Origin of the sequence: Sphingomonas sp. PSPC2-2 (assembly GCF_049897725.1) — a bacterium.
Lineage (GTDB): Bacteria > Pseudomonadota > Alphaproteobacteria > Sphingomonadales > Sphingomonadaceae > Sphingomonas.
The window spans coordinates 156565-179167 of record NZ_JAFCWU010000008.1 but is presented as its reverse complement, the minus strand read 5'-3'; the positions used below and the strand labels follow the sequence as shown (position 1 = coordinate 179167).

17 protein-coding genes and 1 riboswitch are annotated in these 22603 nt (G+C 66.2%); of the genes, 11 read left to right on the top strand and 6 right to left on the bottom strand.

The annotated features are described in order from the left end of the window. Nucleotides 1-23: 23 nt before the first annotated feature. From ACP7BY_RS15380 to ACP7BY_RS15370, 3 genes are read right to left on the bottom strand one after another with little or no spacing between them, the layout of a single operon-like run. On the bottom strand, nucleotides 24-788 hold the full coding sequence (locus tag ACP7BY_RS15380) for a sulfite exporter TauE/SafE family protein (RefSeq protein ID WP_033966349.1): 765 nt from the start codon (nucleotides 786-788) through the stop codon (nucleotides 24-26). A 15-nt stretch (nucleotides 789-803) separates the two neighbouring features. Continuing rightward, nucleotides 804-1337 carry a rhodanese family protein gene (locus ACP7BY_RS15375; protein ID WP_033966347.1) on the bottom strand — a complete coding sequence of 178 codons (534 nt, stop codon included), beginning with the start codon at nucleotides 1335-1337 and terminating at the stop codon, nucleotides 804-806. After that, nucleotides 1306-1665, bottom strand: a complete 360-nt coding sequence (locus tag ACP7BY_RS15370) for an ArsR/SmtB family transcription factor (protein ID WP_052192472.1) — start codon at nucleotides 1663-1665, stop codon at nucleotides 1306-1308. The genes ACP7BY_RS15375 and ACP7BY_RS15370 overlap by 32 nt, the downstream gene beginning before the upstream one ends. Before the next feature lie 67 nt (nucleotides 1666-1732). Here ACP7BY_RS15370 and ACP7BY_RS15365 point away from each other — a divergent pair, with 67 nt between their 5' ends. The 5 genes from ACP7BY_RS15365 (at nucleotide 1733) to ACP7BY_RS15345 (ending at nucleotide 7229) form a co-directional block, all read left to right on the top strand. Further along, nucleotides 1733-2632 (top strand): MBL fold metallo-hydrolase, encoded by a 900-nt coding sequence (locus ACP7BY_RS15365; protein ID WP_137902680.1) that lies wholly within the window; start codon nucleotides 1733-1735, stop codon nucleotides 2630-2632. Between the two features lie 94 nt (nucleotides 2633-2726). Beyond that, a riboswitch (cobalamin riboswitch) is annotated at nucleotides 2727-2946 on the top strand. Nucleotides 2947-3124: 178 nt separating this feature from the next. Beyond that, nucleotides 3125-5068 (top strand): TonB-dependent receptor plug domain-containing protein, encoded by a 1944-nt coding sequence (locus ACP7BY_RS15360; protein ID WP_137902681.1) that lies wholly within the window; start codon nucleotides 3125-3127, stop codon nucleotides 5066-5068. 90 nt (nucleotides 5069-5158) lie between these two features. Beyond that, entirely contained in the window at nucleotides 5159-5512 is a 354-nt protein-coding gene (locus ACP7BY_RS15355) for an ArsR/SmtB family transcription factor (protein WP_033966346.1), read from the top strand. After that, nucleotides 5509-5949, top strand: coding sequence for an arsenate reductase (glutaredoxin) (gene arsC, locus ACP7BY_RS15350; RefSeq protein WP_033966344.1), 441 nt, complete (start codon nucleotides 5509-5511; stop codon nucleotides 5947-5949). The genes ACP7BY_RS15355 and arsC overlap by 4 nt, the downstream gene beginning before the upstream one ends. Beyond that, complete coding sequence (locus ACP7BY_RS15345; protein WP_033966342.1) at nucleotides 5949-7229, top strand: arsenic transporter; 1281 nt, start codon at nucleotides 5949-5951, stop codon at nucleotides 7227-7229. Before arsC ends, ACP7BY_RS15345 begins: the two co-directional genes overlap by 1 nt. Nucleotides 7230-7278: 49 nt before the next feature. Here the strand turns inward: ACP7BY_RS15345 and ACP7BY_RS15340 are convergent, their stop codons facing one another. Next, entirely contained in the window at nucleotides 7279-10314 is a 3036-nt protein-coding gene (locus tag ACP7BY_RS15340) for a TonB-dependent receptor domain-containing protein (RefSeq protein ID WP_033966339.1), read from the bottom strand. 173 nt (nucleotides 10315-10487) lie between these two features. Here ACP7BY_RS15340 and ACP7BY_RS15335 point away from each other — a divergent pair, with 173 nt between their 5' ends. Genes ACP7BY_RS15335 through nagE form a run of 6 tightly spaced genes read left to right on the top strand, consistent with a single transcriptional unit; the run spans nucleotide 10488 to nucleotide 18782 of the window. Beyond that, on the top strand, nucleotides 10488-11489 hold the full coding sequence (locus tag ACP7BY_RS15335; protein ID WP_033966337.1) for a N(4)-(beta-N-acetylglucosaminyl)-L-asparaginase: 1002 nt from the start codon (nucleotides 10488-10490) through the stop codon (nucleotides 11487-11489). Continuing rightward, nucleotides 11486-12244: a copper homeostasis protein CutC gene (locus tag ACP7BY_RS15330; protein ID WP_249340827.1), complete on the top strand. Its 759-nt coding sequence runs from the start codon at nucleotides 11486-11488 to the stop codon at nucleotides 12242-12244. Before ACP7BY_RS15335 ends, ACP7BY_RS15330 begins: the two co-directional genes overlap by 4 nt. A gap of 50 nt (nucleotides 12245-12294) precedes the next feature. Then, on the top strand, nucleotides 12295-13353 hold the full coding sequence (locus tag ACP7BY_RS15325) for an SIS domain-containing protein (RefSeq protein ID WP_137902682.1): 1059 nt from the start codon (nucleotides 12295-12297) through the stop codon (nucleotides 13351-13353). Beyond that, nucleotides 13350-14507: an N-acetylglucosamine-6-phosphate deacetylase gene (gene nagA / locus ACP7BY_RS15320; RefSeq protein WP_033966366.1), complete on the top strand. Its 1158-nt coding sequence runs from the start codon at nucleotides 13350-13352 to the stop codon at nucleotides 14505-14507. The genes ACP7BY_RS15325 and nagA overlap by 4 nt, the downstream gene beginning before the upstream one ends. Before the next feature lie 43 nt (nucleotides 14508-14550). Further along, a complete protein-coding gene (gene ptsP, locus ACP7BY_RS15315; protein ID WP_137902683.1) occupies nucleotides 14551-17061 on the top strand; it encodes a phosphoenolpyruvate--protein phosphotransferase in 2511 nt (836 codons plus the stop codon). Then, nucleotides 17058-18782, top strand: a complete 1725-nt coding sequence (nagE, locus tag ACP7BY_RS15310) for an N-acetylglucosamine-specific PTS transporter subunit IIBC (RefSeq protein WP_137902684.1) — start codon at nucleotides 17058-17060, stop codon at nucleotides 18780-18782. Before ptsP ends, nagE begins: the two co-directional genes overlap by 4 nt. Before the next feature lie 111 nt (nucleotides 18783-18893). Here the strand turns inward: nagE and galA are convergent, their stop codons facing one another. Then, on the bottom strand, nucleotides 18894-21797 hold the full coding sequence (gene galA, locus ACP7BY_RS15305; RefSeq protein ID WP_137902685.1) for a beta-galactosidase GalA: 2904 nt from the start codon (nucleotides 21795-21797) through the stop codon (nucleotides 18894-18896). A gap of 40 nt (nucleotides 21798-21837) precedes the next feature. Beyond that, a complete protein-coding gene (locus ACP7BY_RS15300) occupies nucleotides 21838-22575 on the bottom strand; it encodes a GntR family transcriptional regulator (RefSeq protein WP_010406773.1) in 738 nt (245 codons plus the stop codon). Nucleotides 22576-22603 lie beyond the last annotated feature (28 nt).

The window sequence follows — 22603 nt, the reverse complement described above, 5'->3', positions numbered from 1 at the left end:
ATCCGGGCCCCTATTCTTATGCGCTATCGCAGCGCCCGCCAGGCAACATAAGCGGCGGTCGCCAGCACCATCAGCGCAAAGCCGACCCGCGCGACCGCAACCCGCGTCGCCAGCACGCGACCGACCGGAATGGCAAGAGCAGATCCGATCGCCCCGCCGCCAACCAGCGCGGCGAAGACCGGCCAATTGACCAGCCCCGACGCCGCATAACTCGCACTGGTCGCAGCGCCGAACAGCACCACCGACACCAGCGAAGAGGCAGCCGCATTGGCCAGCGTCATGCCCGTCGCCGCCATCAAACCCGGCACGATCAGGAAGCCACCACCAATCCCGAAAAAGCCCGCGGCCAACCCGGTCACCGCGCCTGCGGGGGCAAGCTTCAGGGTGATGGCGGCGTTCAACCGCACACCGGCATCGCCCTCCCTTTTGCGCGGCAGCAGCATCGATCCTCCGACCAGCGCCATCGCCAGCGCGAACCAGATCAGCAATTGGCTGCCATCGATTTGCTTGGCGATATGCGCGCCGATCAGCGAGCCGGTCAGCCCGGCCCCGCCAAAGACCAGTGCGCACGGCCATTTCACCCGCCCGGCACGCGCCTGCACCAGCAGCCCGACCGCGGCATTGACCGCGACCGCCGCCGCCGATGTGCCGATCGCGACATGCGGATCGCGGATGCCGACGATATAGAGCAGCAACGGCGTTGCCAGCACCGACCCGCCACCGCCGAACACCGACAGCAACAGGCCGATCACCGCGCCACCGAGGATCGCGGCCGGATAGGAGATCATGACGCTCTCCTCCGATTACAGCGCAGCCGTCCGGTTCCACGGCAAGAGCGCCAGCAGCTTCGCCATCCCGCAAAAGCCGCTAATGCCTGCAAAGGTCAGCCCCGCACCGACAAAGGCCGACAGCGCAAAGAAGCCCGGTGCCACCAGCCAGCCCAGGCACACCCCGATCAGCACCAGCGATCCAGCGACGATCTGGACTTGGCGCATCATCTCCAACGGCGCCTTGCGGTCCGCCTCGACCGGCAAACCGGCGCGCGCCCAGCCGTCGAGGCCGCCTTCCAGAACATAGCCCTGCCCCGCCACCGGCGCCGCCAGCCGCGCGGCATTGGTGGCAGTCCGCATGCCCGAGCGGCACAGGAACACCACGTCGATCCCGGGCCGTTCGGGCAAGGCCGCTGCACTGAAGCGCGACAACGGGCACGACACCGAGCCGGCGATATGCCGCCGGGCGAATTCGTCGTCCTCGCGAATGTCGATCAGCAGCGCATGACCTTGGCGCAGGCGCGCCTCGACCGCCTCAGGCGTCAGCGGAAGCAAGGGTTTCGGCATGGGACGTCTCCACATCATCGGAACAGAAAATGGTCGCGAGCGTCGCCAGCACCTGCGCGGCCGCCGGATCGGCGATGCGATAGCGAATCGACACGCCCTCGCGCCGGGTCGCCACCAACCCATCGCTGCGCAGCACCGCGAGATGCTGCGAGAGTGCGGATTGCGACAGCCCGATCAGCGGCAGCAATTCCCCAACCGAGCGCTCGCCGCCGGTCAATTGGCACAGGATCATCAGCCGTCGTTCGTTCGCCAGCGCCCGCAGCAGCTTGGCCGCAGCGGTCGCATTCGCCTCGAATCGCGCAGGGTCGAAAGTGGTCGGGTCAGCCATAGCCTCAATATATTCATTGAATCTAATTTAGCAATATCTTATATTGCGACGAGAAGGAGCCAAAACGATGCCCCGCCCCAACCACAATCCCCATGTGCAGACCTTTTTCGACTCAGCGACCTTCACCGCGACGCATCTGGTCAGCGACCCCGCGACAGGCGTCGCCGCGATCGTGGATCCGGTGCTCGATTTCGAACCGAAGAGCGGCACGCTGTCCACGGCGTCGGCCGATGCCGTGCTGCAGGCGGTGGCGGAACAGGGGCTGGATCTGGTCTATGTGCTGGAAACGCACGCCCATGCCGATCATCTGTCGGCGGCCGACCATATCCGGCACCGCGCCGGCGCGAAGATCGCGATCGGCGCCCACATTACGGCGGTTCAGCATGTCTTTGCCGATCTGTTCGAGCTTGACGATGTTGCGCCCGATGGCAGCCAGTTCGACCTGTTGCTCAAGGAAGGCGATCATTTGCCGCTCGGGGACCTGTCGATCGGCGTGTTGCATACGCCCGGCCACACCCCCGCCTGCAGCACCTATCTGATCGGCGATGCCGCCTTTGTCGGCGACACGCTGTTCATGCCCGATTACGGCACCGCGCGCGCCGATTTTCCGGGCGGCGATGCGGCGACGCTCTATCGCTCGATCGGCAAGATCCTGGCGCTGCCACCGCACACGCGGCTGTTCGTCGGCCATGATTATTTGCCCGCGACGCGCACCGATTATCGCTGGGAAACCACGGTAGCGGAGGAAACCGCCGCCAACGTCCATGTGCATGTGGGGGTGAGCGAACAGTCCTTTGTCGCTATGCGCGAGGCGCGCGATCGCACGCTGGCCGCGCCAACGCTGATCCTGCCATCGCTTCAGGTCAACATTCGCGCGGGTGCCCTGCCACCGCCCAGCCCTGGCGGCACCGTCTTCCTGAAGCTGCCGGTCACCTTCGCCGGCGGCACGCGGCCTGCCGCCGCCTAACCGCGCCCGCGTCCAGAACGGACCACCGCGAAAATCGGTTGGCTTATCGCAACGCCCGTCCTATCCCACGCCTCGTGATGGCCCCTTTCGAGGAGCCATCCAGCTTCGCGCCGGTACCGGGAATGCAGTGCGCACGCTCCGTGCAAATCTGCAGCTGTCCCTGCAACTGTAAGCGGCGAGCACGACGCGCAGGCGGAACCGGCAACGGCTCCGCAGCCACTGGGAAAGCCCGCCACCGTGGCGGACCACCTGGGAAGGCGCGCATCGCGCGATGACCCGTGAGCCAGGAGACCGACCGGCGCGGGTCGCTCTTGCCCGGCTCATGGGATTGGCCAGGCGCGAAACGCTTTTCGTCTGAGCGACGAACGTGCGGCTGGGGCCGCATCGGGGGCGGTGCCGGGCGCTTATGCGTCCGTCCGGTGGCGTGTCCCGACCGTTCGCAGCGGACGCCCCGGCCCTTGTCGCTCGACGCCCAAGGGACTCGTTTACGCCATGAAGACTTTGCTTTCCTCGGCCGCGCTCGCCGCGCTGCTGCTCCCCGCCACCGCCTTCGCTCAGGTCGCCCCCGATCCGGTGCCCGCACAAGCGACCGACGACACTTCGTCCATCGTCGTCACTGGCATCCGCTCCACCGTCACCCCGCTGCGTGCGGATCAGATTGGCGGCTCGGTCACCGTGCTTGATGCCGATGCGCTCGGTCAACGCCAGACCCGCACCGTCTCCGACATCCTGCGCGACGTGCCCGGCGTCGCGGTCAGCCGCATCCCCGGCCAGACCCAAGTCCGCCTGCGCGGGGCCGAGGCCAACCACACGCTCGTATTGATCGACGGGATCGAAGTGTCCGACCCCTATGCCGGTGAATTCGATTTCGGCACGCTGATCGCCGACGAGGTCGCGCGCGTGGAAGTCCTGCGCGGCCAGCAAAGCGCGATCTATGGCTCCGATGCGATCGGCGGGGTAATCCAATATATCACGCTGACCGGCCGCGAAGCGCCAGGCATCAGTGCGCGGATCGAGGGTGGCTCCTTCGGCACGGTCAACACCGCCGCGCGCATTGCGGGTGTGTCGGGCACGTTCGACTATGCCCTGTCGGGAACGCTCAACACCACCGGCGGTACCCCCAACGCGCGTGGGGGAACGCGCAATCTCGGGAATGATTCGGGCGCGGTGTCGTTCAAATCGACGTGGTCGCCCGCATCCAATGCGCGCGTCACCGCCGTCGCGCGCTATGCCCGTACCCAGGCCGATTTCAACGACAGCGACAGCAACTCCGCCAGCAAGACCTTTGGCTATACGATCGACACGCCGGGCGCGCATTTCATCAACGAAGCGGTTTACGGCCTGCTGCGCGGCGAGCTCGATTTGCTCGACGGCAAGTGGACGCAGGCGCTGACCGGGCAAATCGCCGATACCACGCGCAATGGCTATGGTGCGACCGCGCGCACCTATGGCGACACGGGTCAGCGGCTTAAGGGCTCGTATGAATCGACGCTCAAGCTCAACCAGGGCGCGCTGCGCCATCAGTTTACCGTCGCGGTCGATATCGAACGCGAACGCTATCGCAATACCGATCCGACCGGCTTTGCCTTCACCGGGCGGCGGCAAGTCGACAATGTCGGCATCGTCGGACAATATGACCTGACGCTGGGCGAGCATGCGGCGTTCGGCGCGTCGCTGCGGCAGGACCTCAACAACCGCTTCCAGGACACCACCACCTATCGCGTGCAGGGCAGCTATCGCTTCGACAGCGGTACGCGGGTTCGCGCAGCGGCGGGATCGGGCGTGAAAAATCCGGGGTTTTATGAACTCTACGGCTATAGCGACGGGCGCTTCATCGGCAATCCGGGCCTGAAGCCGGAACGCTCCGAGGGCTGGGAAGCCGGGATCGAGCAGAGTTTCGTCGACGGCCATGTGCTGATCGGCGCGACCTATTTCGACAGCCGTTTGTCGGATGAGATCTACACCACCTATCCGGCACCCAATTTCGTCGCCACACCCGCCAACCGCACCACCAAATCACGCCAACACGGCGTCGAGGCGTTCCTCAACGCCCGCATCGGCACCGCGTGGCGGATCGACGCGGCCTATACCTATCTCCACGCGCGCGAGAATGGCATGGAGGAAGTGCGCCGCCCGAGCCATATCGCCAGCGTCGCGCTCGGGTGGCGCGCGCCGCACGATCGCTTCGGCTTTACCGCCGTCGCGCGCTACAATGGCGATACCAGCGACGTGGCGTTTACCGATCCATCCTATGTTCCGGTCACGGTACGGCTGCACGATTATGTGCTGCTCAACCTCAATGGCGACGTGAAGCTGACCAAGCACTTCGCGCTGTTCGGCCGGATCGAGAACCTCAACAACGCGCATTATGAGGACGTGTTCAGCTTCGCCAATCCGGGCCGCGCGGTTTACGGTGGCGTCCGCGCCCGCTTCTGAGCACCAGCTCCGTCATCCGGGCACCGCCCCGGATGACGGAGCGCCATAGCAGGCCCTTGCATCACTCCATAATTCTATTATAGTAGAACTATGGAAATATATACCGCCGTCTCCGCGTTGTCCGCGCTCGCCCATGCCGGGCGGCTCAGCGTGTTCCGCATGCTGGTCCAGGCCGGTCCCGAAGGGCTCGCGGCGGGCGAGATCTCGCGGCGGCTGGACGTTCCCGCCAATAGCTTGTCGACCAATCTCCAGATTCTGTCGCACGCCCAATTGGTATCGAGTCGCCGCGATGGGCGTTCGGTCATCTATTCCGCGCGGCACGACAGCATGGCGCGCTTACTCGAATATCTCATGGAGGATTGCTGCGACGGCAATCCGGAGATTTGCGGGCAGCTCGCCGACACCGTGCTGCGCAGCCGCTGTACTAAGGAGGGACACGCATGACCGACCCGATCGCCACCGATATCATCGTCTATCACAATCCGGCCTGCGGCACGTCGCGCAACACGCTGGCGATGATCCGCAACGCAGGGATCGAGCCGCACGTCGTCGAATATCTCAAGACGCCGCCATCGCGCGCGCTGCTGGAGCAGTTGATCGACCGCGCCGGAATGCGCCCGCGCGATCTGCTGCGCGAAAAGGGCACGCCCTATGCCGAGCTTGGCCTGGACGATGAGAGCCTGAGCGACGCCGCGCTGGTCGATGCGATGATGGCGCATCCGATCCTGATCAACCGCCCGCTGGTGGTGTCGCCGCTCGGCGTGAAGCTCTGCCGCCCGTCCGAGTTGGTGCTCGATTTGCTGCCTGCGCCGCAACAAGGGGCGTTCACCAAGGAAGATGGCGAGCAAGTAATCGACGCGCACGGCCAGCGCGTCGGCTGATGCTCACCGCCGTTCTGATCTTTCTCGCGACGATTACGCTCGTCATCTGGCAACCGCGCGGGCTTGGCATTGGCTGGAGCGCGATGGGCGGTGCCATCGTCGCGTTGCTGGCAGGCGCGATCACCCTCGCCGACATCCCGGTGGTATGGAATATCGTGTGGAATGCGACGGGCGCGTTCGTCGCGATCATCCTGATCAGCTTGATCCTCGATGCCGCCGGTTTCTTCGAATGGGCGGCGTTGCACGTCGCACGCTGGGGCGGCGGCAACGGCAAAAGGCTGTTCGCGCTGGTGGTGCTGCTGGGTGCGGCGGTATCCTCGCTCTTTGCCAACGATGGCGCGGCGCTGATCCTGACGCCGATCGTGCTCGCGATGCTGCGCGCATTGGGTTACGGAACCAAGGCGACGCTGGCGTTCGTCATGGCGGCGGGCTTCATCGCCGATACCGCCAGTCTGCCGCTGGTCGTTTCCAACCTCGTCAACATCGTTTCGGCCGACTTCTTCAAGCTCGGCTTTGCGGACTATGCGCTGGTGATGGTGCCGGTCGATCTCGCCGCGATCGCCGCGACGCTCGGGGCGCTGCTGCTGTTCTTCCGTCGCGATATTCCGGCGGACTATGATGTCACCCAATTGCGCAAACCCGCAGATGCGATCCGCGACGCGGCGACCTTTCGCGCCGGGTGGGTGGTGCTGGCGATGCTGCTCGTCGGCTTCTTTCTGCTCGACCCGATCGGTGTCCCGATCAGCGCCACCGCCGCGCTCGCCGCGCTGGTGCTGATCGTCATCGCCGGGCGCGGCCATGTGATCCAAACCGGCGCGGTCATCCGCGGTGCACCGTGGCAAGTCGTGGTGTTTTCGCTCGGTATGTATCTGGTCGTGTTCGGCCTGAAGAATGCCGGACTGACCGGCTATATCGCCACCGCGCTTGATCACGCCGCGCAAGGCGGGGTGTGGGGTGCCACCTTCGGCACCGGGTTGCTCGCCGCAATCTTGTCCTCGGTTATGAACAACATGCCAACCGTATTGGTGGGGGCGTTGTCGATCGACGCCACGCACGCGACCGGCGCGGTCCGGCAGGCGATGATCTACGCCAACGTTATCGGCTGCGATCTGGGGCCCAAGATTACCCCGATCGGTTCGCTCGCCACCCTGTTGTGGCTGCACGTGCTTGGGCAAAAGGATGTGCGGATCGGCTGGGGCTATTATTTTCGGGTGGGTGTCACGCTCACCATCCCGATCCTGCTGGTGACGCTTGCGGCGCTGGCGCTGCGGTTGGGGTGATCGATCGAAAGAGCGGAGGGAGCACCACAGGGCTCCCTCCGAGGATCGTTCAGAAGTTCGCCGTGAAGCCAACCGCGAGGTTGCGACCCAGGCTGTCATAGCGCGCCGGGATCGTGTTGTTGCGCGCCAGGCTGATATTGTACGAATTCGCCAGGATCGGCGGGGCCTTGTCGAGCAGGTTGTTCGCGATCAGGCGCAGGCTGTAGCGCTTGGCAATGTTGAACGTCAGCGCGAGATCGAAGTAGCTGACCGGGGCGATATAGCCGAAGGTCTTCTGCACCCGGTCAGGCGTGCCGCCGATCGCCGGATCGCCCGAATTGTTGGCGCTGGTGAGCGACCCGACATAGCGCCAGTTGAACGAGGCGTTGAAGCCATCATCCGGCGTGACATAGGTCGCGCGCAGGGCGTGGCTCCACTTCGGCAGCAACTGGCCACAGCCATTGCCGTAATAGCCCGCGCAATTGCGCTCGGGCTGCAGCGGCGAATCCTGGCCACCGGCAAAGGTGGTCAGCGAGCCGTTGAAGCTCAGATCCATCCGGCCAACCTTGCCCAGACCCAGCGCATATTGCGACTGGAAGTCCCAACCGCGCGCGATCGAGAAATAATAATTGGTCGTGCCGGCGCGGATGAAGCCGCTGGTCGGGTTGGTGCCGGCCGCAGCATAGAGCGTGCCGTTGGCGGCGCGCACGATGCCCGAGCAGAAGAACGGATCCCCGTTCGAACGCAGGCAGCCATCGGTGTAATAGCTATCGTCATTATAGCCGAGCGAGTTGTTGATCTTGATCCGATAGCGATCGACCGAGAACACCAAGCCTTTGACGAAGCGCGGCTTCAAGATGATGCCATAGGTCTGGGTATAGGCCGTTTCGGGCGCTGCGGTGAAGCCACCCGAACGGACCGTGCATTGGTCGTTCGGGCACAGCAGCGTTGCGCTTCCATACAGCGAATCGGACAGGCCAGTCGCACGGCACACCTCCCGCGAAGCGAGCGGCGCGGTGGTGGTGATGGTCTTGCCCGGATTGGCCGGGTCAGCAATCTGACGCGGCACGGGTGCGCAGAAATCGTTCTGCGACCCACCCTGACGCGAATAGCTGATGTTGCTGGCCTGATACGCTTCCACCACGGTCGGCGCGCGCTGCGCCTTGTTGAAGGAGGCGCGGAACACGATGTCGCGAACCGGCGCGTACAACCCTTCCAGCTTCCACGTCGTGAATTTGTCGGGGTTGGAGCTGTATTTGGACAGACGCCCGGCGGCATTCACCTGAAGCTCTTCGATGAAGGGCTTGTGCTGAACCAAGGGTGCCTGAAGCTCGATATTGCCTTCCCAGACATGTTGGCGGAGGTCGGAATCCGATCCGCCATTGTCGGCCCGGAATGCCGCATTCGCGGTCGAGAACTGACGATCCTCGCGATATTCCACACCCGCCGCAAAGGCGAGACCCTGATCGGCGAAGGGGGACTTGATGCCATATTTGCCGAGGTCGCCGGTCACGTTGGCCTGCACATCGTACAGAATGCCAACGGTGGTCTGCTTCTCGGTCGCGAGACCGCTATACAGATAATTGACCAGCGCCTGGTTGCTGTTCCCCGCCTTGAACGCATCGAACGGTACGCAATTCTTGTCGGTCCCATCGACGACCGAGGCGCAGGTCGGCGTGCCATTGACGTTGACCACGTTGAGCGAGCGGTTGACGTTGGCAAATTGCGGCAGCGAGGCGGGCATGTAATCCTGCTGGTTGCGCGCGTAGACGCCGCCAACGTCATAGGTCCACGCATCGCCGATCTTGCCGCGAACACCGCCCGTCGCGCGAATGGCGCTATTGATATAGGTGTCGGTCAGATACGGCACATTGAAGCGATAGCGCACATCGATCGGCGCGAGCGTCGCGGTTCCGGCCGCAGCCCCGCAAATCGCGGATGCCTGCGACGCCGACAGGAACGGGTTGTTGCAGTTCACCTGATACGGGTCCGACCCGTAATTGGCGGCAGCAAACACGCGGGTCGGGAAGCGGTTGGTCGACTTATCGCGGAACCAGATGCCCGACCCGTAAATTTCCGCCGCGGGCGAGAGCTTCAGCGTCGCGAATCCACCGGCGTTCACCCGGGTGAAGGCGCGCTGGTACGAATAGCCATCATAGGGGTTGGCCGCATTGCCCGCACCCGCGCCATAGGGAACGAAGGTGCGCGTGCCGTCCGGATTGTTGACATAAGCCGTCCCGTTATTGGCCCCCGAGCGCGGCGAGATGTAACCGCTGACCGAATAGGACGACAACGAGCAGCTGAGCGGGCCATCGGTGCCGGTCTGCACCAATTGGCAGGCCGAGGTCGATCGCGCGTCGTACGGCACCAGATCCTGATGCTTATAATTGACGAAACCGGACACTTTCAGTTTGTCGCCAAACAGCGAAGTACCGGCGGTCAACGTCACATCGGCGCGGCCACCGTCATTGACCATCCCGGTATTGGTCGGGAAGCTCGACGCCTGCGCTTGCTGCGTGACGATGTTCGCGCGGTTCTGGTGGTTGTAGAAATTGTAATTGCCGTCGATCCGGATGCCCTTGAAATCGGGCTTGAGAACGAAGTTCACGACGCCTGCAACCGCGTCCGAGCCATAGACCGACGAGGCACCGCCGGTCAGCACGTCGACGCGATCGATCAGCGAGACCGGGATAATCCCCGCATCCTCACCATTCTGCGTACCCAAACGCTTGCCGTCGACCAGCACCAGCGTGCGCTCAAAGCCGAGGCTGCGCAGCTTGATGCGCTGGCGACCGTCTGAATCCTGGTAATTTTGCTGGCTGTCAGGCGCGATCTGCGGGAGGCGGTTCAGCACTTCTTCGATATTGGTTGGCGACTGCGCCTTGATGTCCTGCGCGGTCACCGTGGTGATCGGCGCGGCCGATGCGATGTTCGGACGCAAAATGCGCGTCCCGGTTACCAGAATATCGCCGTCTGCGGGCGTCGTATCGGCTGCATCCGGTTTCGAGACGTGATCGTCGGCGGTGGCCTGTTGCGCCATCGCAGGCGCGGCGAAAGCCAGCGCCGCGCCCAGCGCAGCAAAGGATACAGAGTGACGGAGCATCATGAAAAATTTCCCCTAATTACACATGCCGCCCGCGTTTTGCGTTACGGCACCGTGACAAGAGGTTCTATTCAAATTGGCAAACCGTCAATACCTAATTGATACCACACCAAACCTATTTTGACATTTTATGCGCCCATGTCATGATCGTACATAAAGAATGAACCGGGGTGACCATGACCAGTAGAAGATCCTTGCTCGCCATGATGGGCGTTGCCGCCGGCGCATTGCCCGCCGCCAAAGCTTTGGCCGACATAACGTCCGGCCCTGCCGCGCAAATTGTCTCCACCTGGGACTTTGGCGCGGCCGCAAACGACGCTGCTTTTGCGAAGCTGGCCAGCGGCGGATCGTTGCTCGACGCGGTCGAAGCCGGGGCGATGGTCCCTGAAGCCGACCCAAACAACCATTCGGTCGGCTATAGCGGCTATCCGGATCGTGACGGGCACGTCACGCTCGACGCGGTCATCATGGACGATACGGGCCGGGTCGGCGCGGTCGCCGCGCTCGAAGATACCATGCATGCGATTTCGGTCGCGCGCCGCGTGATGGAAAAGACCCCGCACACGCTTTTGGTCGGCGAAGGCGCGACCCGCTTCGCCAAGGATCAGGGCTTTCCTTATTGTAAATTGCTGACCCCCGAATCGGAAAAGGCGTGGCGCGAATGGCTCAAGACCGCGCATTACCAACCCGAGGCGAATAGCGAGAACCGTACCACCCGCACGCCCGGCGGCGCACTCGACCATGACACGATCGGGCTGCTCGCGCGCGACGCCAGCGGGCGGCTCGCCGGTGCCTGCACAACCTCCGGCATGGCGTTCAAGATGCGCGGCCGCGTCGGCGATTCGCCGCAGGTCGGCAGCGGCCTGTTCGTCGAAGCGGGCGTTGGCGGCGCGACGTCGACCGGATTGGGCGAGGAGGTGACGCGCATTGCGGGAACTGCCCGCGTGATCGCGTCGATGCGCGCTGGACGCTCCCCGCAGGAGGCGTGCGAGGAGGTGGTGAAGCATATTGCCAAGCTTCGCGGCGACGCCATTCGCGGCGTACAGGTCGGGTTCCTTGCGCTAGATCCGCACGGCAATGTCGGCGCGTTCTGCCTGTTGCCGGGCTTCACCTATGCCGTCACCGACATGGCAGGGCGTACTGTGGTACATAAAGGAGCGTCGCTATTCCAGGCGTGACCACAACCGGCAGAATGCTCGAAGTCTGCGTCGAAACGATTGCGGGACTGGAGGCGGCGGTTCGCGGCGGAGCCGACCGGATCGAGGTGTGCGCGGCGCTGTCGGTCGGCGGGCTGACCCCGCCGGGTTCGCTGATCCGCGCGGCAGCTGCAGTGCCTCTGCCCGTGCATCTGCTGGCGCGGCCCCGCGCGGGCGGCTTTATCCATGATGCCGCCGAGCAAGCGCTGATTGCCGACGACATTCGCGCCGCCGCCGAGGCCGGGCTTGCCGGTGTCGTGATCGGCGCGAGCGCCGCCGACCGGCAGCTCGATACCGCTGCGCTCGCGCGCTGGATCGAGCATGCCCGAACGCTCGGGCAGCAACGCGGTGCGCCGCTATCGCTCACCTTGCACCGCGCGTTCGATCTGGTGCCCGATCCGCTCGCCGCGCTCGAGCAGGCGGTGGCCTTGGGGTTCGATCGCATCCTGACCTCGGGCGGGCAGCCGCGCGCGATCGACGGTGTGGCAACGCTCGCCGCCTTGCACAGGCAGGCGGCGGGGCGGATCATCATCCTCGCGGGCAGCGGCGTGACGGTCGAGACCGCGCCCGCCTTGTTGGCGACCGGCATTGCCGAACTCCACGCATCCTGCCGCGCCACGCGCGAGATCGCGCCGGATGTTCCGGAACGCCGCTTCGGCTTCATCGCGGCGCAGGACGGTGATACCGATGCCGATCGCGTCGCGGCGCTCGCGCAACTGGTGCATTTTGCAGCTTGAGTAATACCAATATAAAACCTATCCCGGTTGAGATAGCAATCGGACCAGCCATGCACGATACCATATCCACGACCGTTCCGCCCGTTTCGGGCCCGACGCTGATGTTCCAGGAAGCGGCGGAGGCCGGTGCCGCCGTCGCCCGCATGCTCGCCGCCAATGGGCCGGCCTTCGCCGCGCTCGGTGCGAAGCTGCGCGCAGCCCCGCCTGCGGTTATCGTGACCTGCGCGCGCGGATCATCCGATCACGCCGCCACCTATGGCAAATATCTGATCGAGACGCGCACCGGCATTCCGGTGGCGTCGGCCGCACCGTCGGTCGCCTCGGTCTATGCCGCGCCCGCCGTACAGGGCCATGCGCTGTGCATTGCCATCTCGCAAAGCGGGCGCAGCCCGGACTTGCTCGCCACCGTGGCCGCGCAAAAGGCGGCGGGCGCGCATGTCGTCGCCCTGGTCAACGACGCCACCTCCCCGCTCGCCGAAACCGCCGATACGGTGATCGCGCTGTCGGCCGGGGTCGAGCGGTCGGTCGCTGCGACCAAATCCTACATCGCGTCGTTAGCCGCGCTTGCCGCCTTGGTGGCGGAGTGGACCGAGGACGACACGCTGCGCCGCGCCGTAGCGGGCTTGCCCGATGCGCTGGCACGGTCCTGGGCGCTGGACTGGAGCGGCGTCGGCGCGAGCCTGCAGGAGGCGACCAACCTGTTCGTCATTGGGCGCGGGCTTGGCCTCGCGGTCGCGCAGGAAGCGGCGTTGAAGCTAAAGGAAACCTGCGGGCTTCATGCTGAAGCCTTCAGCTCGGCCGAGGTGCGCCACGGCCCGATGGCAATTGTCGGTAGCGGCTTTCCGATCGTCGCCTTCGCCACCTCCGATGTCATCGGCGATGACGTCCGCGCGGTTGCGGCGGAATTTGCCGCGCGCGGTGCGATCGTCAGTCTGGCCGACGCGCGCGCCGACGGGGCGGGCACCCCGCCCGCGCTCGCCGCCAACCCCGCGATCGAGCCGATCCTGATGATCCAGAGCTTCTATCGCATGGCCGATGCGCTTTCGCGCGCGCGCGGGTACAATCCCGACGCGCCGAGTCATCTCAGCAAGGTTACCCGTACGCTATGACGTCTCATGCTTTCGTAAACGGCCATATCGTCACGCCGCGCGGAATCCTGTCCGCCGCAACGATCGACGTCGAGGCTGGTGTCATCGTCGCGATCATGGACCGGGCCACCCCCGGCGCGGTCGATCTTGACGGGGGCTGGGTGATGCCCGGCTTCATCGACACCCAGGTCAACGGCGGCGGCGGCGTGTTGTTCAACGACGAACCGACCGTCGACGGGATCGCAGCGATCGGTGCGGCGCATCGTCCCTATGGCACCACCGCCTTCCTGCCGACGCTGATCAGCGATTCGGCATTGGTCATCGGCGAGGCGCTGGAAGCGACCGACGCCGCGATCGCGGCGGGCGTACCGGGTGTCGTCGGCGTTCATATCGAAGGCCCGGTGATCAACGTCGCGCGCAAAGGGATTCACGATGCCGCGCGCTTCGTAACGCTCGACGATACGCTGATGGCGTTGCTGATGCGGCCACGTCGCGGTCGCGTTATGGTCACGATCGCGCCCGAACTGGTGCCCGCCGACCGTATCGCGGCGTTGGCACGCGCCGACGTGCTCGTCAGCCTCGGTCACAGCAACGCGACCTATGCCGAAGCGACGGCGGGGTTCGCCGCCGGTGTGACCGGGGTCACCCATTTGTTCAACGCCATGTCGCCGCTCATTCAGCGCGCGCCCGGCGCGGTTGGCGCGGCACTGGACAACCAGTCGGTCTATTGCGGGTTGATCGTCGATGGTTTCCATGTCGATGATGCCGCGCTGCGCATCGCGCTGCGCGCGCGCCCGGCGGATCGCATGATGCTGGTCACCGACGCGATGCCGTGCGTCAACACCGCCGAAACCACCTTCCTGCTGCAGGGCCGCCCGATCCATGTCGAGGGCGGTCGCTGCCTCGGGGCCGACGGCACACTGGCCGGGTCGGATCTCGACATGGCGCGCGCGGTGCGCAACACGATCACACGGCTCGGCATCGCGCCCGAGCGCGCAGCGGCGATGGCGGCGACCCATCCGGCCGCCTTCCTCGGCCTGTCGCGGGATCGCGGGGTGATCGTACCAGGCAAGCGCGCCGACTGGGTACAGCTCGACGCCGCCTTCCACCCGACCGCTACCATTGTTGGCGGAGACCTTGCGGCAACGGCGCGGTCCGAGCCCGTTCCTGCCTGACCTCTCGCGCCCTGCGCGTCCCTGCCCCGTTTGAGGAGAAACCATGGCGTCGATCGTGCTGTCCGCACCGTTACAAGGCTGGGTCACTGCGCTGGACGATGTCCCCGATGCGGTGTTTGCCGGGCGGATGCTGGGCGACGGGCTGGCGATCGATCCGACGGGCGACTGCCTCTATGCGCCTTGCGCCGGGCGCATCGTCAGCGTGCAGTCGACCGGCCATGCGCTGACGATCGAAGCTGAAAACGGCGCGCAAATCCTGATCCACCTCGGCATCGATACCGTCGGGCTGGGCGGGCGCGGCTTCACCCCGCATGTGCGCGCCGGGGACCGAGTCGCTACGGGCGACGCACTGATCGACTTCGATCTCGATCTGCTGGTGCGTGAAGCCCCTGCCGTGATCACGCCGATCTTGCTCGTCGAGAGCGAGGGCTATCAGATTACCAACCGTGCGAGCGTTGGCCCGATCCTCGTCGGTGCACCGCTGATGATGGTGCACGAAGTCGCTTCGGCTGAGGGCACGACGGGCGAATCCGCCGACATCGATGCGGCCACCGAAAGCCGCATACTGCGCATCGACCTGCCCCACGGCATCCACGCCCGCCCGGCCGCCCGCATTGCCGCCTGCGCCCGCGCCTTCGGTGCCTCGATTACGATCGGCAAGGACGCGCGCACTGCATCGGCGCTCAGCCCGACCGGGCTACTTGCACTCGGCATTGGGCATGGCGACACGATCACGCTGGCCGCGCAGGGCAGCGACGGCACCGCTGCGCTCGATGCGCTGGTCGCGCTGATCTCCGGCGGCATGGACGAAGCGCCCGCGCCTGCCGCGCCGCCACCGATCGCGCCGCGTAATGCCGATGTGCCCGAAGGCGCACTTGTCGGCGTGACGGCGGCCCCCGGTCTTGCGATCGGCCCAGTGCGGCATCACCGCGCGATCGACCCCGAAGTGTTGCCGATGGGCAGCGGCGTGGCGCAAGAACAAGCCGCCTTCACCGCCGCTCATGCCGCGCTTGCGGCCGAGATGACACGTCAGGCCGCCACGGCACACGGCCCGACGCGTGCTATTTTGGAGGCCCACGCCGCGTTGCTGGACGACCCGGCCCTGATCGACGCGACTCGCGCCGGAATTGCGCGCGGCGAGAGCGCTGGCTTTGCCTGGCGCGCGGCAATCCGCCCGCAAGCCGATGCGCTGCGCGCCGGGGGCGACACGCATCTCGCCGAACGCGCCGACGATCTGCGCGATCTCGAACGCCAGTTGCTCGCGCACCTTTTGGGAGTAGCGACGAGCACGCAGCTTTACCCAGCAGGCACGATCCTGATTGCCGAAGACCTGATGCCGTCCGATCTGATCGGCTCGGCCGAGGGCCTGGCCGGCCTGTGCATCGCCAAGGGTGGTCCGACCTCGCATGTCGCGATCCTCGCTGCCTCCATGGGCTTACCTGCGCTGGTCGCGATCGGCCCCGACGTGCTGGATATCGCCGACGACACCCGCGTCATTCTCGATGCGAGCAACGGCCTGCTCCACACCGCCCCCTCCGCCACCCAGCTGGCGGAAGCCGAGGCGGCGCAAGCCAAGGCCGCCGCACGCCGCGCGAGCGCGCTCGCGCGGGCGGGCACCCCCTGCCACACCGCCGACGGCACGCGCATCGAAGTCGTCGCCAATCTCGGTTCCGCTGCCGAAGCCGCCCCTGCCGTAGCCAATGGTGCCGAGGGCTGCGGCTTGCTGCGTACCGAATTCCTGTTCCTCGAACGCGACACCGCGCCATCGGTCGCCGAACAGGCCGCCGAATATCAGGCAATCGCCGATGCGCTGGAAGGTCGCCCGCTGATCGTGCGCCTACTCGACATTGGCGGCGACAAACCCGCCCCCTATCTGCCGATCGCGGGCGAGGAAAATCCGGCACTGGGCCTGCGCGGCATCCGCGTCGGCCTGGCCCACCCCGCCTTGCTCGAAGAGCAACTGCGCGCGATCCTCAGCGTACAGCCCACCGGCCAATGCAAGATCATGCTGCCGATGGTCGCCCAGATCGAGGAACTGCGCCGCGTCCGCGCACTGCTCGACCGGCTGTGCGCGGAACTCGGCATCACCACGGCGGTGCAGCTCGGCATCATGGTCGAAACCCCCGCCGCCGCCGTCACCGCCGATCTGCTGGCGCGCGAGGCCGATTTCCTGTCGGTCGGCACCAATGACCTGACGCAATATACGCTGGCGATGGACCGCGCCAATCCGGCAGTCGCAAGCGCGCTCGACGGCCTCCACCCCGCCGTGCTGCGGCTGATCGGCGAAACCTGTCGCGGCGGTGCCGCGCACGGTCGCTGGACCGGCGTGTGCGGCGGTCTCGCCTCCGATCCGCTCGCCGTGCCGATCCTGCTCGGGCTCGGCGTCACCGAATTGTCGACTGCGCCGGTGATGGTGCCGACGATCAAGGCGCTGGTGTCGGACGTCACGCTCGCGGCCTGCCGGGATCATGCCGCCGCCGCGCTCGCCTGCACCTCCGCCGCCGAGGTGCGCGCCCTCGCCCGAAGCTTCGCGACCAAGGAGATGTCGGCATGAAATCGATCCTGGGGGCGCTCCAGCCGCTCGGCCGCGCGCTGATGCTGCCGATCGCGGTACTGCCGATCGCAGGGCTGCTGATGCGGCTCGGCCAGCCCGATCTCATCCCCGGCGGCCTGCCCTTTATCGGCGCGGCGGGGCAAGCGATCTTCGACCATCTCGGCTTGCTGTTCGCGATCGGTGTCGCCACCGGCTTCGCGCGCGATGGCAATGGCGCGGCGTGCCTCGCCGGTGTCACCTGCTTCCTGGTCACGACCGAAGCCGGCAAGACGCTGCTGACCGTCCCCCCCGAAGCGATCGCAGGCTTTACCGGCCCCTCGGTCGACCTGGCGACAGCGGCGTGGAAAGCCAAGGTCATGGCGCGGCTCGACGTGCCGATCGGCATTCTGTCGGGGCTGGTCGGCGGCCTGTTCTACAATCGCTTCTCGGCGATCAAGCTGCCCGAATATCTCGCTTTCTTCGGCGGTCGCCGCTTCGTGCCGATCGTCAGCGGTCTGGCCGGCCTCGCGCTCGCGCTCGTCGTCGGGCTTGGCTTCCAGTCGATCAGCAATGGCATCGATGCACTGAGCACCGCGGCGACCAGCGCAGGCGCGCCGGGGCTGTTCGTGTTCGGCCTGCTCAACCGGCTGCTGCTGGTGACCGGGCTGCACCACATCCTCAACAACGTCGCCTGGTTCGTCGTCGGCGACTGGCACGGCACCACCGGCGATCTGCGCCGTTTCTTCGCGGGCGATCCCAGCGCCGGAAGCTTCATGGCCGGGTTCTTCCCGGTGATGATGTTCGGCCTGCCCGCCGCTTGCCTCGCCATGTACCACGCCGCCGCACCCGATCGGCGCAAGGCGGTCGGCGGGATGCTGTTCAGCCTCGCGCTCACGTCCGCGCTCACCGGCGTCACCGAGCCGATCGAATTCAGCTTCATGTTCCTGGCACCGGTGCTGTTCGGCATCCATGCCGCGCTCACCGGCCTGTCGATGGCGCTGATGGACCTGCTCGGCGTCAAGCTCGGCTTCGGCTTTTCCGCCGGTTTGTTCGATTACGTGCTGAACTACGGCAAGGCGACGCGCCCGCTGCTGCTGCTGCCGGTCGGCGCGGTCTATTTCCTGCTCTATTACGGCATCTTCCGTTTCTTCATCAAACGGATGGACTTGCCGACCCCCGGCCGTGAGCCGCTCAGCGACACCCCTGCGACATCCTCCCCAGTCGTCGCAGGCGGGCGTGGTGCGGCCTTTGCGCAGGCGCTTGGCGGCGGGGGCAATCTCACCACCGTCGGTGCCTGCACGACGCGGCTGCGGCTGGTGGTGCGCGATCAGGCGCTGGTCGATGACGCCGCGCTCAAGGCACTCGGCGCGCGCGGCATCATCCGCCCCTCGGCGACCGCGCTGCAAGTCGTGCTGGGGCCGATCGCCGATGTCGTCTCGGTCGAGATCCGCGATGCGCTGGCGCTGGGCGGCGGTGCTGTCACCGCACCGGTCGCCGCCACGCCGACCGCTGAGCCCACGCTAACCCTCGCCGCGCCCCTGCTCGCGGCGCTGGGCGGCGCGGACAATATTGCAGACAGCGCGCGCTATTTCGGGCGGCTGCGGATCACGCTGCGCGACGTGGCCAAGGCTGACCAAGCGGCGCTCGACGCGCTCAACCTGCACGCGGTCGCACGCCCCGCACCGGGCCTGCTGCATCTGCTCGGCGACGAAACCACGCTCGGCCGGCTGATCACCGCCTGAGCCACCGGCCCGACGCGCGCTACCCGTTCGTTTCGAGCGTAGTCGAGAAACAGCCACAAGCGCTGTGCCAGGTTTCTCGACTTCGCTCGAAACGAACGGGGGAAGGTAACCCTACCCCGCCGCCAGCGTAACCGGCCCCAAAATCCCCGACTCCGCGCCGGCATCCGCCTCGATCAACAGCGCGATCCGGCGCGCGCCCGCCCCGGCGGGCACGCGCGCGGTCAACGGCCCCGCTGCGCCATCGGCCTTGTCCGCGAGGCGCTGCCCATCGACCCACAGTTCCGCACGCCCGCCGATCGCGGCAAAGCGGAGCATCCCGCCCCCCGCCGCCACCGCGCGCCACGGCGTGATCGCCGCGCGATAGACGCGCCAGCGCCCACCCGTTTCGACCGGCGTCGGCGTCCCGCTGCGCACGAACGCCCAGCTATTGTTATCGCCGTCGCTCGGCGCAAGATCGGGCGAGGGCCGCGCGTCGAACGCCGCCGAGCGCCGCCACTGCGCGATGCGCTGCTGCGGCGAGATCGCTGGAACCTGGCCGGGCGGATCGATCGCCAGCCGGTCGATCGTCAGCCGCGCCGGGGCCAGGCCGTCCGCCTGCGCCGTCATCACAATCCGCCCACGCCCGGTCTCCGCGCGCACGATAACTTGCGCCAGGCCATTGAACAACGAGCGCGCGCCATGGTCGGGCGGCGATTGCTCAGGCTCATGGCTGTTGGGGTCGCCATTGCCGAGCCCGATGATCGCCGCGCCCGCGACCGTGAAGCGCACCGGCAGATTGGCGGTCGGCACGTGCCGCCCCTTTGCATCGACCGCATCGACCGTCACCGGCTGCACATCCTCGCCATCGCCCGCCATCACGCTGCGCGCAGGCGTCAGGCGCAGCGCAACCGGTCGCCCCGCCGTCTCCTGCACCGCGCGCGCGACGATCCGCCCGCCGCGCCGCGCCACCGCCTCGATCCGGCCCGGCGCATAGGGCACTTTCCACCTGTTCCCCAGGAACCGGTCAACGGCTTGCGTGCCCAACTCGCGCCCGTTCAGGCTGAGCGTCACCTGTTCGGCATTGCTCATCACCACGACATCGATGCCGTGCCCCTCACGCCCCGGCCACGTCCAATGCGGCGCGAGGCTCAGGACCGGCGCATCGTCGATCCATTGCGCGCTGCGCAGGCCGAAGGCGGTCTTCGGGAAACCGCACAGGTCCAGAATGCCGAAGAAGCTCGAGATCGTCGGCCATTCATACGGCGTCGGCTCGCCATGATAATCGAAGCCGGTCCATACGAACCCGCCAGCCACGAACGGCCGGTCGGCGATCATCTTCCAGCTCGGCCCGTGCGGTGCCCCCCAGCCCGCTGCTTCGCGGTCATAGGACGTCGCGATATGCGCCTTGGGGTCGCTCTCGAATGCGCCGCGCGTCTGATACGCGCTGGTGTCCTCGGTGCTGATGATCGGCTTGGTCGGAACCAGCCGATGATAGACGTCATATTGGTCCTGATAATAATTGAACCCGGTGACATCGACTTCGGTCGAGGTGTTGACCGGATCGTTGAACGCGCCGTTCATCGCGACCGTCACTGGCCGCGCGTCATCGAGCCGCTTCAGCACCGCCACCATCCGCCGCGTCATTTCGACGCCTTGCGGTGTCGATTTCAGCGGTTCCTCGTTCCACAGCGTCCAGATGATCACGCTGGGGTGGTTGCGGTCGCGCCGCACCAGCCATTCGAGCTGGGCCATATAGTCGGGCGATGGGTTGAAATGGCGGTTCTCGTCCATCACCAGCAACCCCATCCGGTCGCAATAGTCGAGCAGTTCGGCGGTCGGCGCGTTGGACGACATGCGCACCGCGTTGCAGCCCATCGCCTTCAGCCGCTGCAGCCGCCAATAGAGCAAGGCATCGGGCATGGCGGTGCCGACCCCGGCGTGATCCTGATGGATACACACCCCTTTGATCTTCACCGGCCGCTCATTGAGGAAAAAGCCGCGCTCGGCATCGAAGCGGATCGTGCGGAAGCCGATCGGGATCTGCCGCACATCCACCACGCCCCCGTCGCGCAGCACCTGCACGCGCAGCGTGTAGAGCGTCGGCGTTTCCACCGACCACAACCGCGCATCGCCAATGTCGAGCGTCAGCCTGGCGTCGGCCTGCTCCAGCACCGGCACCGTCGCCGCAACGCTCGCGCGCTCGACCGCATGGCCCTCGGGGTCGAACAGCGTCGCTTCGACCGTCACCGTCGCTGCGGCGCGCTCGCTATTGGCCAGCGTCGCGACGACGGGCACCTGCCAGCGGCCCGCGACATCGCGACGCGGATCGCAATAGACGCCATCGCTGATGATCGCGACCGGCGCGCGCCGCACCAGCCAGGCGTGGCGATACAGCCCCGCCCCTTCATACCACCAGCCTTCCCAGGCACTGGCATCGACCCGGATCGCGATGACATTGGGTTCGTCGCCAAAGGTCGCAAACGGCGTGATGTCGGCATAGACGCTGGCATAACCCGACCAGCTATGCGCGACGACGCTGCCATTCACCCAGATCGTCGCATTGGTGGCGATGCCGTCGAAATGCAGCTCGATCGTCTTGCCGCGATCGGCGGGATCGAGCAGCAGCGTGCGGCGATACCAGCCGATCCCGCGCGGTCGATAGCCTTGCGAGATGTTCGCGCTCTCGACGAAGGGCTGCGCCGCCGCCCAATCATGCGGCACGCGCACTGCCGCCCAGTCGCTATCGTCATACAGCACCGCCGCCGCACCGATCGCATTCCCGGCCATCGCGGAAAGATAGGTCTCGGCATGGCCCGCCGGTGCGGGTGCTGCGATATCGCCTTCATGAAAGCGCCAGCCAAGCTCGAGCAGCGTCCGCGCCGGGTCCTGGCGGACGGGCCGCGGCGGCAGGCTGTTTTCGGGACGCGGCATCGGAAACCCATCGGCCGTTTGCGGCGCTGCGGCGGCGGCGACGGCCGGAACGGCGCGCAAGGCACTAGCGCCCGCGCTGGCGAGCAGAAGCTGGCGACGGTTCATGGCAACACTCCGGGGAGGAAAGGTCGGCGCGCGAACGCGCCTACAGGTCGGACAGTTCGGCGACGAAGTCGTAGGCGTCACCGCGATAATAAGACCGCGTAAATTCGGCCGCACGGCCATCTTTCAGGAAGCCACGCCGCTCGATCAGCAAGCCCGGATGCCCGGCGCTGACGCCCAGCATCTTGGCATGTTCGGGCCCGAACGGCACCGCGCGCAACCGCTGCAGCGCGCGCACCGGGCGGCTGCCAGCCTTGTCGAGCGCGGTATAGAGCGAGTCCTCGACCGCGCTGATGCCGGGCAGGCAGTAACCGGCGATGGTCGAGAATTCGAGTGCCATCGGCTGGTCATCGGCATAGCGAATCCGGTGAAAGCGATAGACCGGTGTCCCCGGCGACAGCCCCAGCGACATCGCTTCGTCGGGGTCGACCGTGCCCGCCGCCCGGCTGATCCAGCTGCTCGACGCGGTCTTGCCGCGCGCCGCCATGTCTTCGGAAAAGGACGACAGCTTGGAAAAGCTCTTTTCCACGCGCCCGGTGACGAAGGTGCCTGCACCGCGTCGGCGCGTCAGCAACCCTTCCTCGACCAGCCCGCCAATCGCCTTGCGCACGGTGATCCGCGAAATATCATATTCGACGGCCAGGTCGCGCTCCGCCGGAATCGCATCGTCTTGCGCCAGCACATCGTGCGCGATAGCCTCGCGGATGAGGTGCTGAAGCTGCAGGTAGAGCGGTGCCGGATTGCCTTCGCGAAACTGTCCGATCTGTTGCGAAAACGCCAATGCCCATCCCTTTCGCCGCGACGTGATA

What these genes read in the sequence shown, in the direction of transcription:
- ACP7BY_RS15380 (WP_033966349.1), bottom strand. Translation starts at nt 788, where the DNA reads ATGATCTCCTATCCGGCCGCGATCCTCGGTGGCGCGGTGATCGGCCTG.
- ACP7BY_RS15375 (WP_033966347.1), bottom strand. Translation starts at nt 1,337, where the DNA reads ATGCCGAAACCCTTGCTTCCGCTGACGCCTGAGGCGGTCGAGGCGCGC.
- ACP7BY_RS15370 (WP_052192472.1), bottom strand. Translation starts at nt 1,665, where the DNA reads ATGGCTGACCCGACCACTTTCGACCCTGCGCGATTCGAGGCGAATGCG.
- ACP7BY_RS15365 (WP_137902680.1), top strand. Translation starts at nt 1,733, where the DNA reads ATGCCCCGCCCCAACCACAATCCCCATGTGCAGACCTTTTTCGACTCA.
- ACP7BY_RS15360 (WP_137902681.1), top strand. Translation starts at nt 3,125, where the DNA reads ATGAAGACTTTGCTTTCCTCGGCCGCGCTCGCCGCGCTGCTGCTCCCC.
- ACP7BY_RS15355 (WP_033966346.1), top strand. Translation starts at nt 5,159, where the DNA reads ATGGAAATATATACCGCCGTCTCCGCGTTGTCCGCGCTCGCCCATGCC.
- arsC (WP_033966344.1), top strand. Translation starts at nt 5,509, where the DNA reads ATGACCGACCCGATCGCCACCGATATCATCGTCTATCACAATCCGGCC.
- ACP7BY_RS15345 (WP_033966342.1), top strand. Translation starts at nt 5,949, where the DNA reads ATGCTCACCGCCGTTCTGATCTTTCTCGCGACGATTACGCTCGTCATC.
- ACP7BY_RS15340 (WP_033966339.1), bottom strand. Translation starts at nt 10,314, where the DNA reads ATGATGCTCCGTCACTCTGTATCCTTTGCTGCGCTGGGCGCGGCGCTG.
- ACP7BY_RS15335 (WP_033966337.1), top strand. Translation starts at nt 10,488, where the DNA reads ATGACCAGTAGAAGATCCTTGCTCGCCATGATGGGCGTTGCCGCCGGC.
- ACP7BY_RS15325 (WP_137902682.1), top strand. Translation starts at nt 12,295, where the DNA reads ATGCACGATACCATATCCACGACCGTTCCGCCCGTTTCGGGCCCGACG.
- nagA (WP_033966366.1), top strand. Translation starts at nt 13,350, where the DNA reads ATGACGTCTCATGCTTTCGTAAACGGCCATATCGTCACGCCGCGCGGA.
- ptsP (WP_137902683.1), top strand. Translation starts at nt 14,551, where the DNA reads ATGGCGTCGATCGTGCTGTCCGCACCGTTACAAGGCTGGGTCACTGCG.
- nagE (WP_137902684.1), top strand. Translation starts at nt 17,058, where the DNA reads ATGAAATCGATCCTGGGGGCGCTCCAGCCGCTCGGCCGCGCGCTGATG.
- galA (WP_137902685.1), bottom strand. Translation starts at nt 21,797, where the DNA reads ATGAACCGTCGCCAGCTTCTGCTCGCCAGCGCGGGCGCTAGTGCCTTG.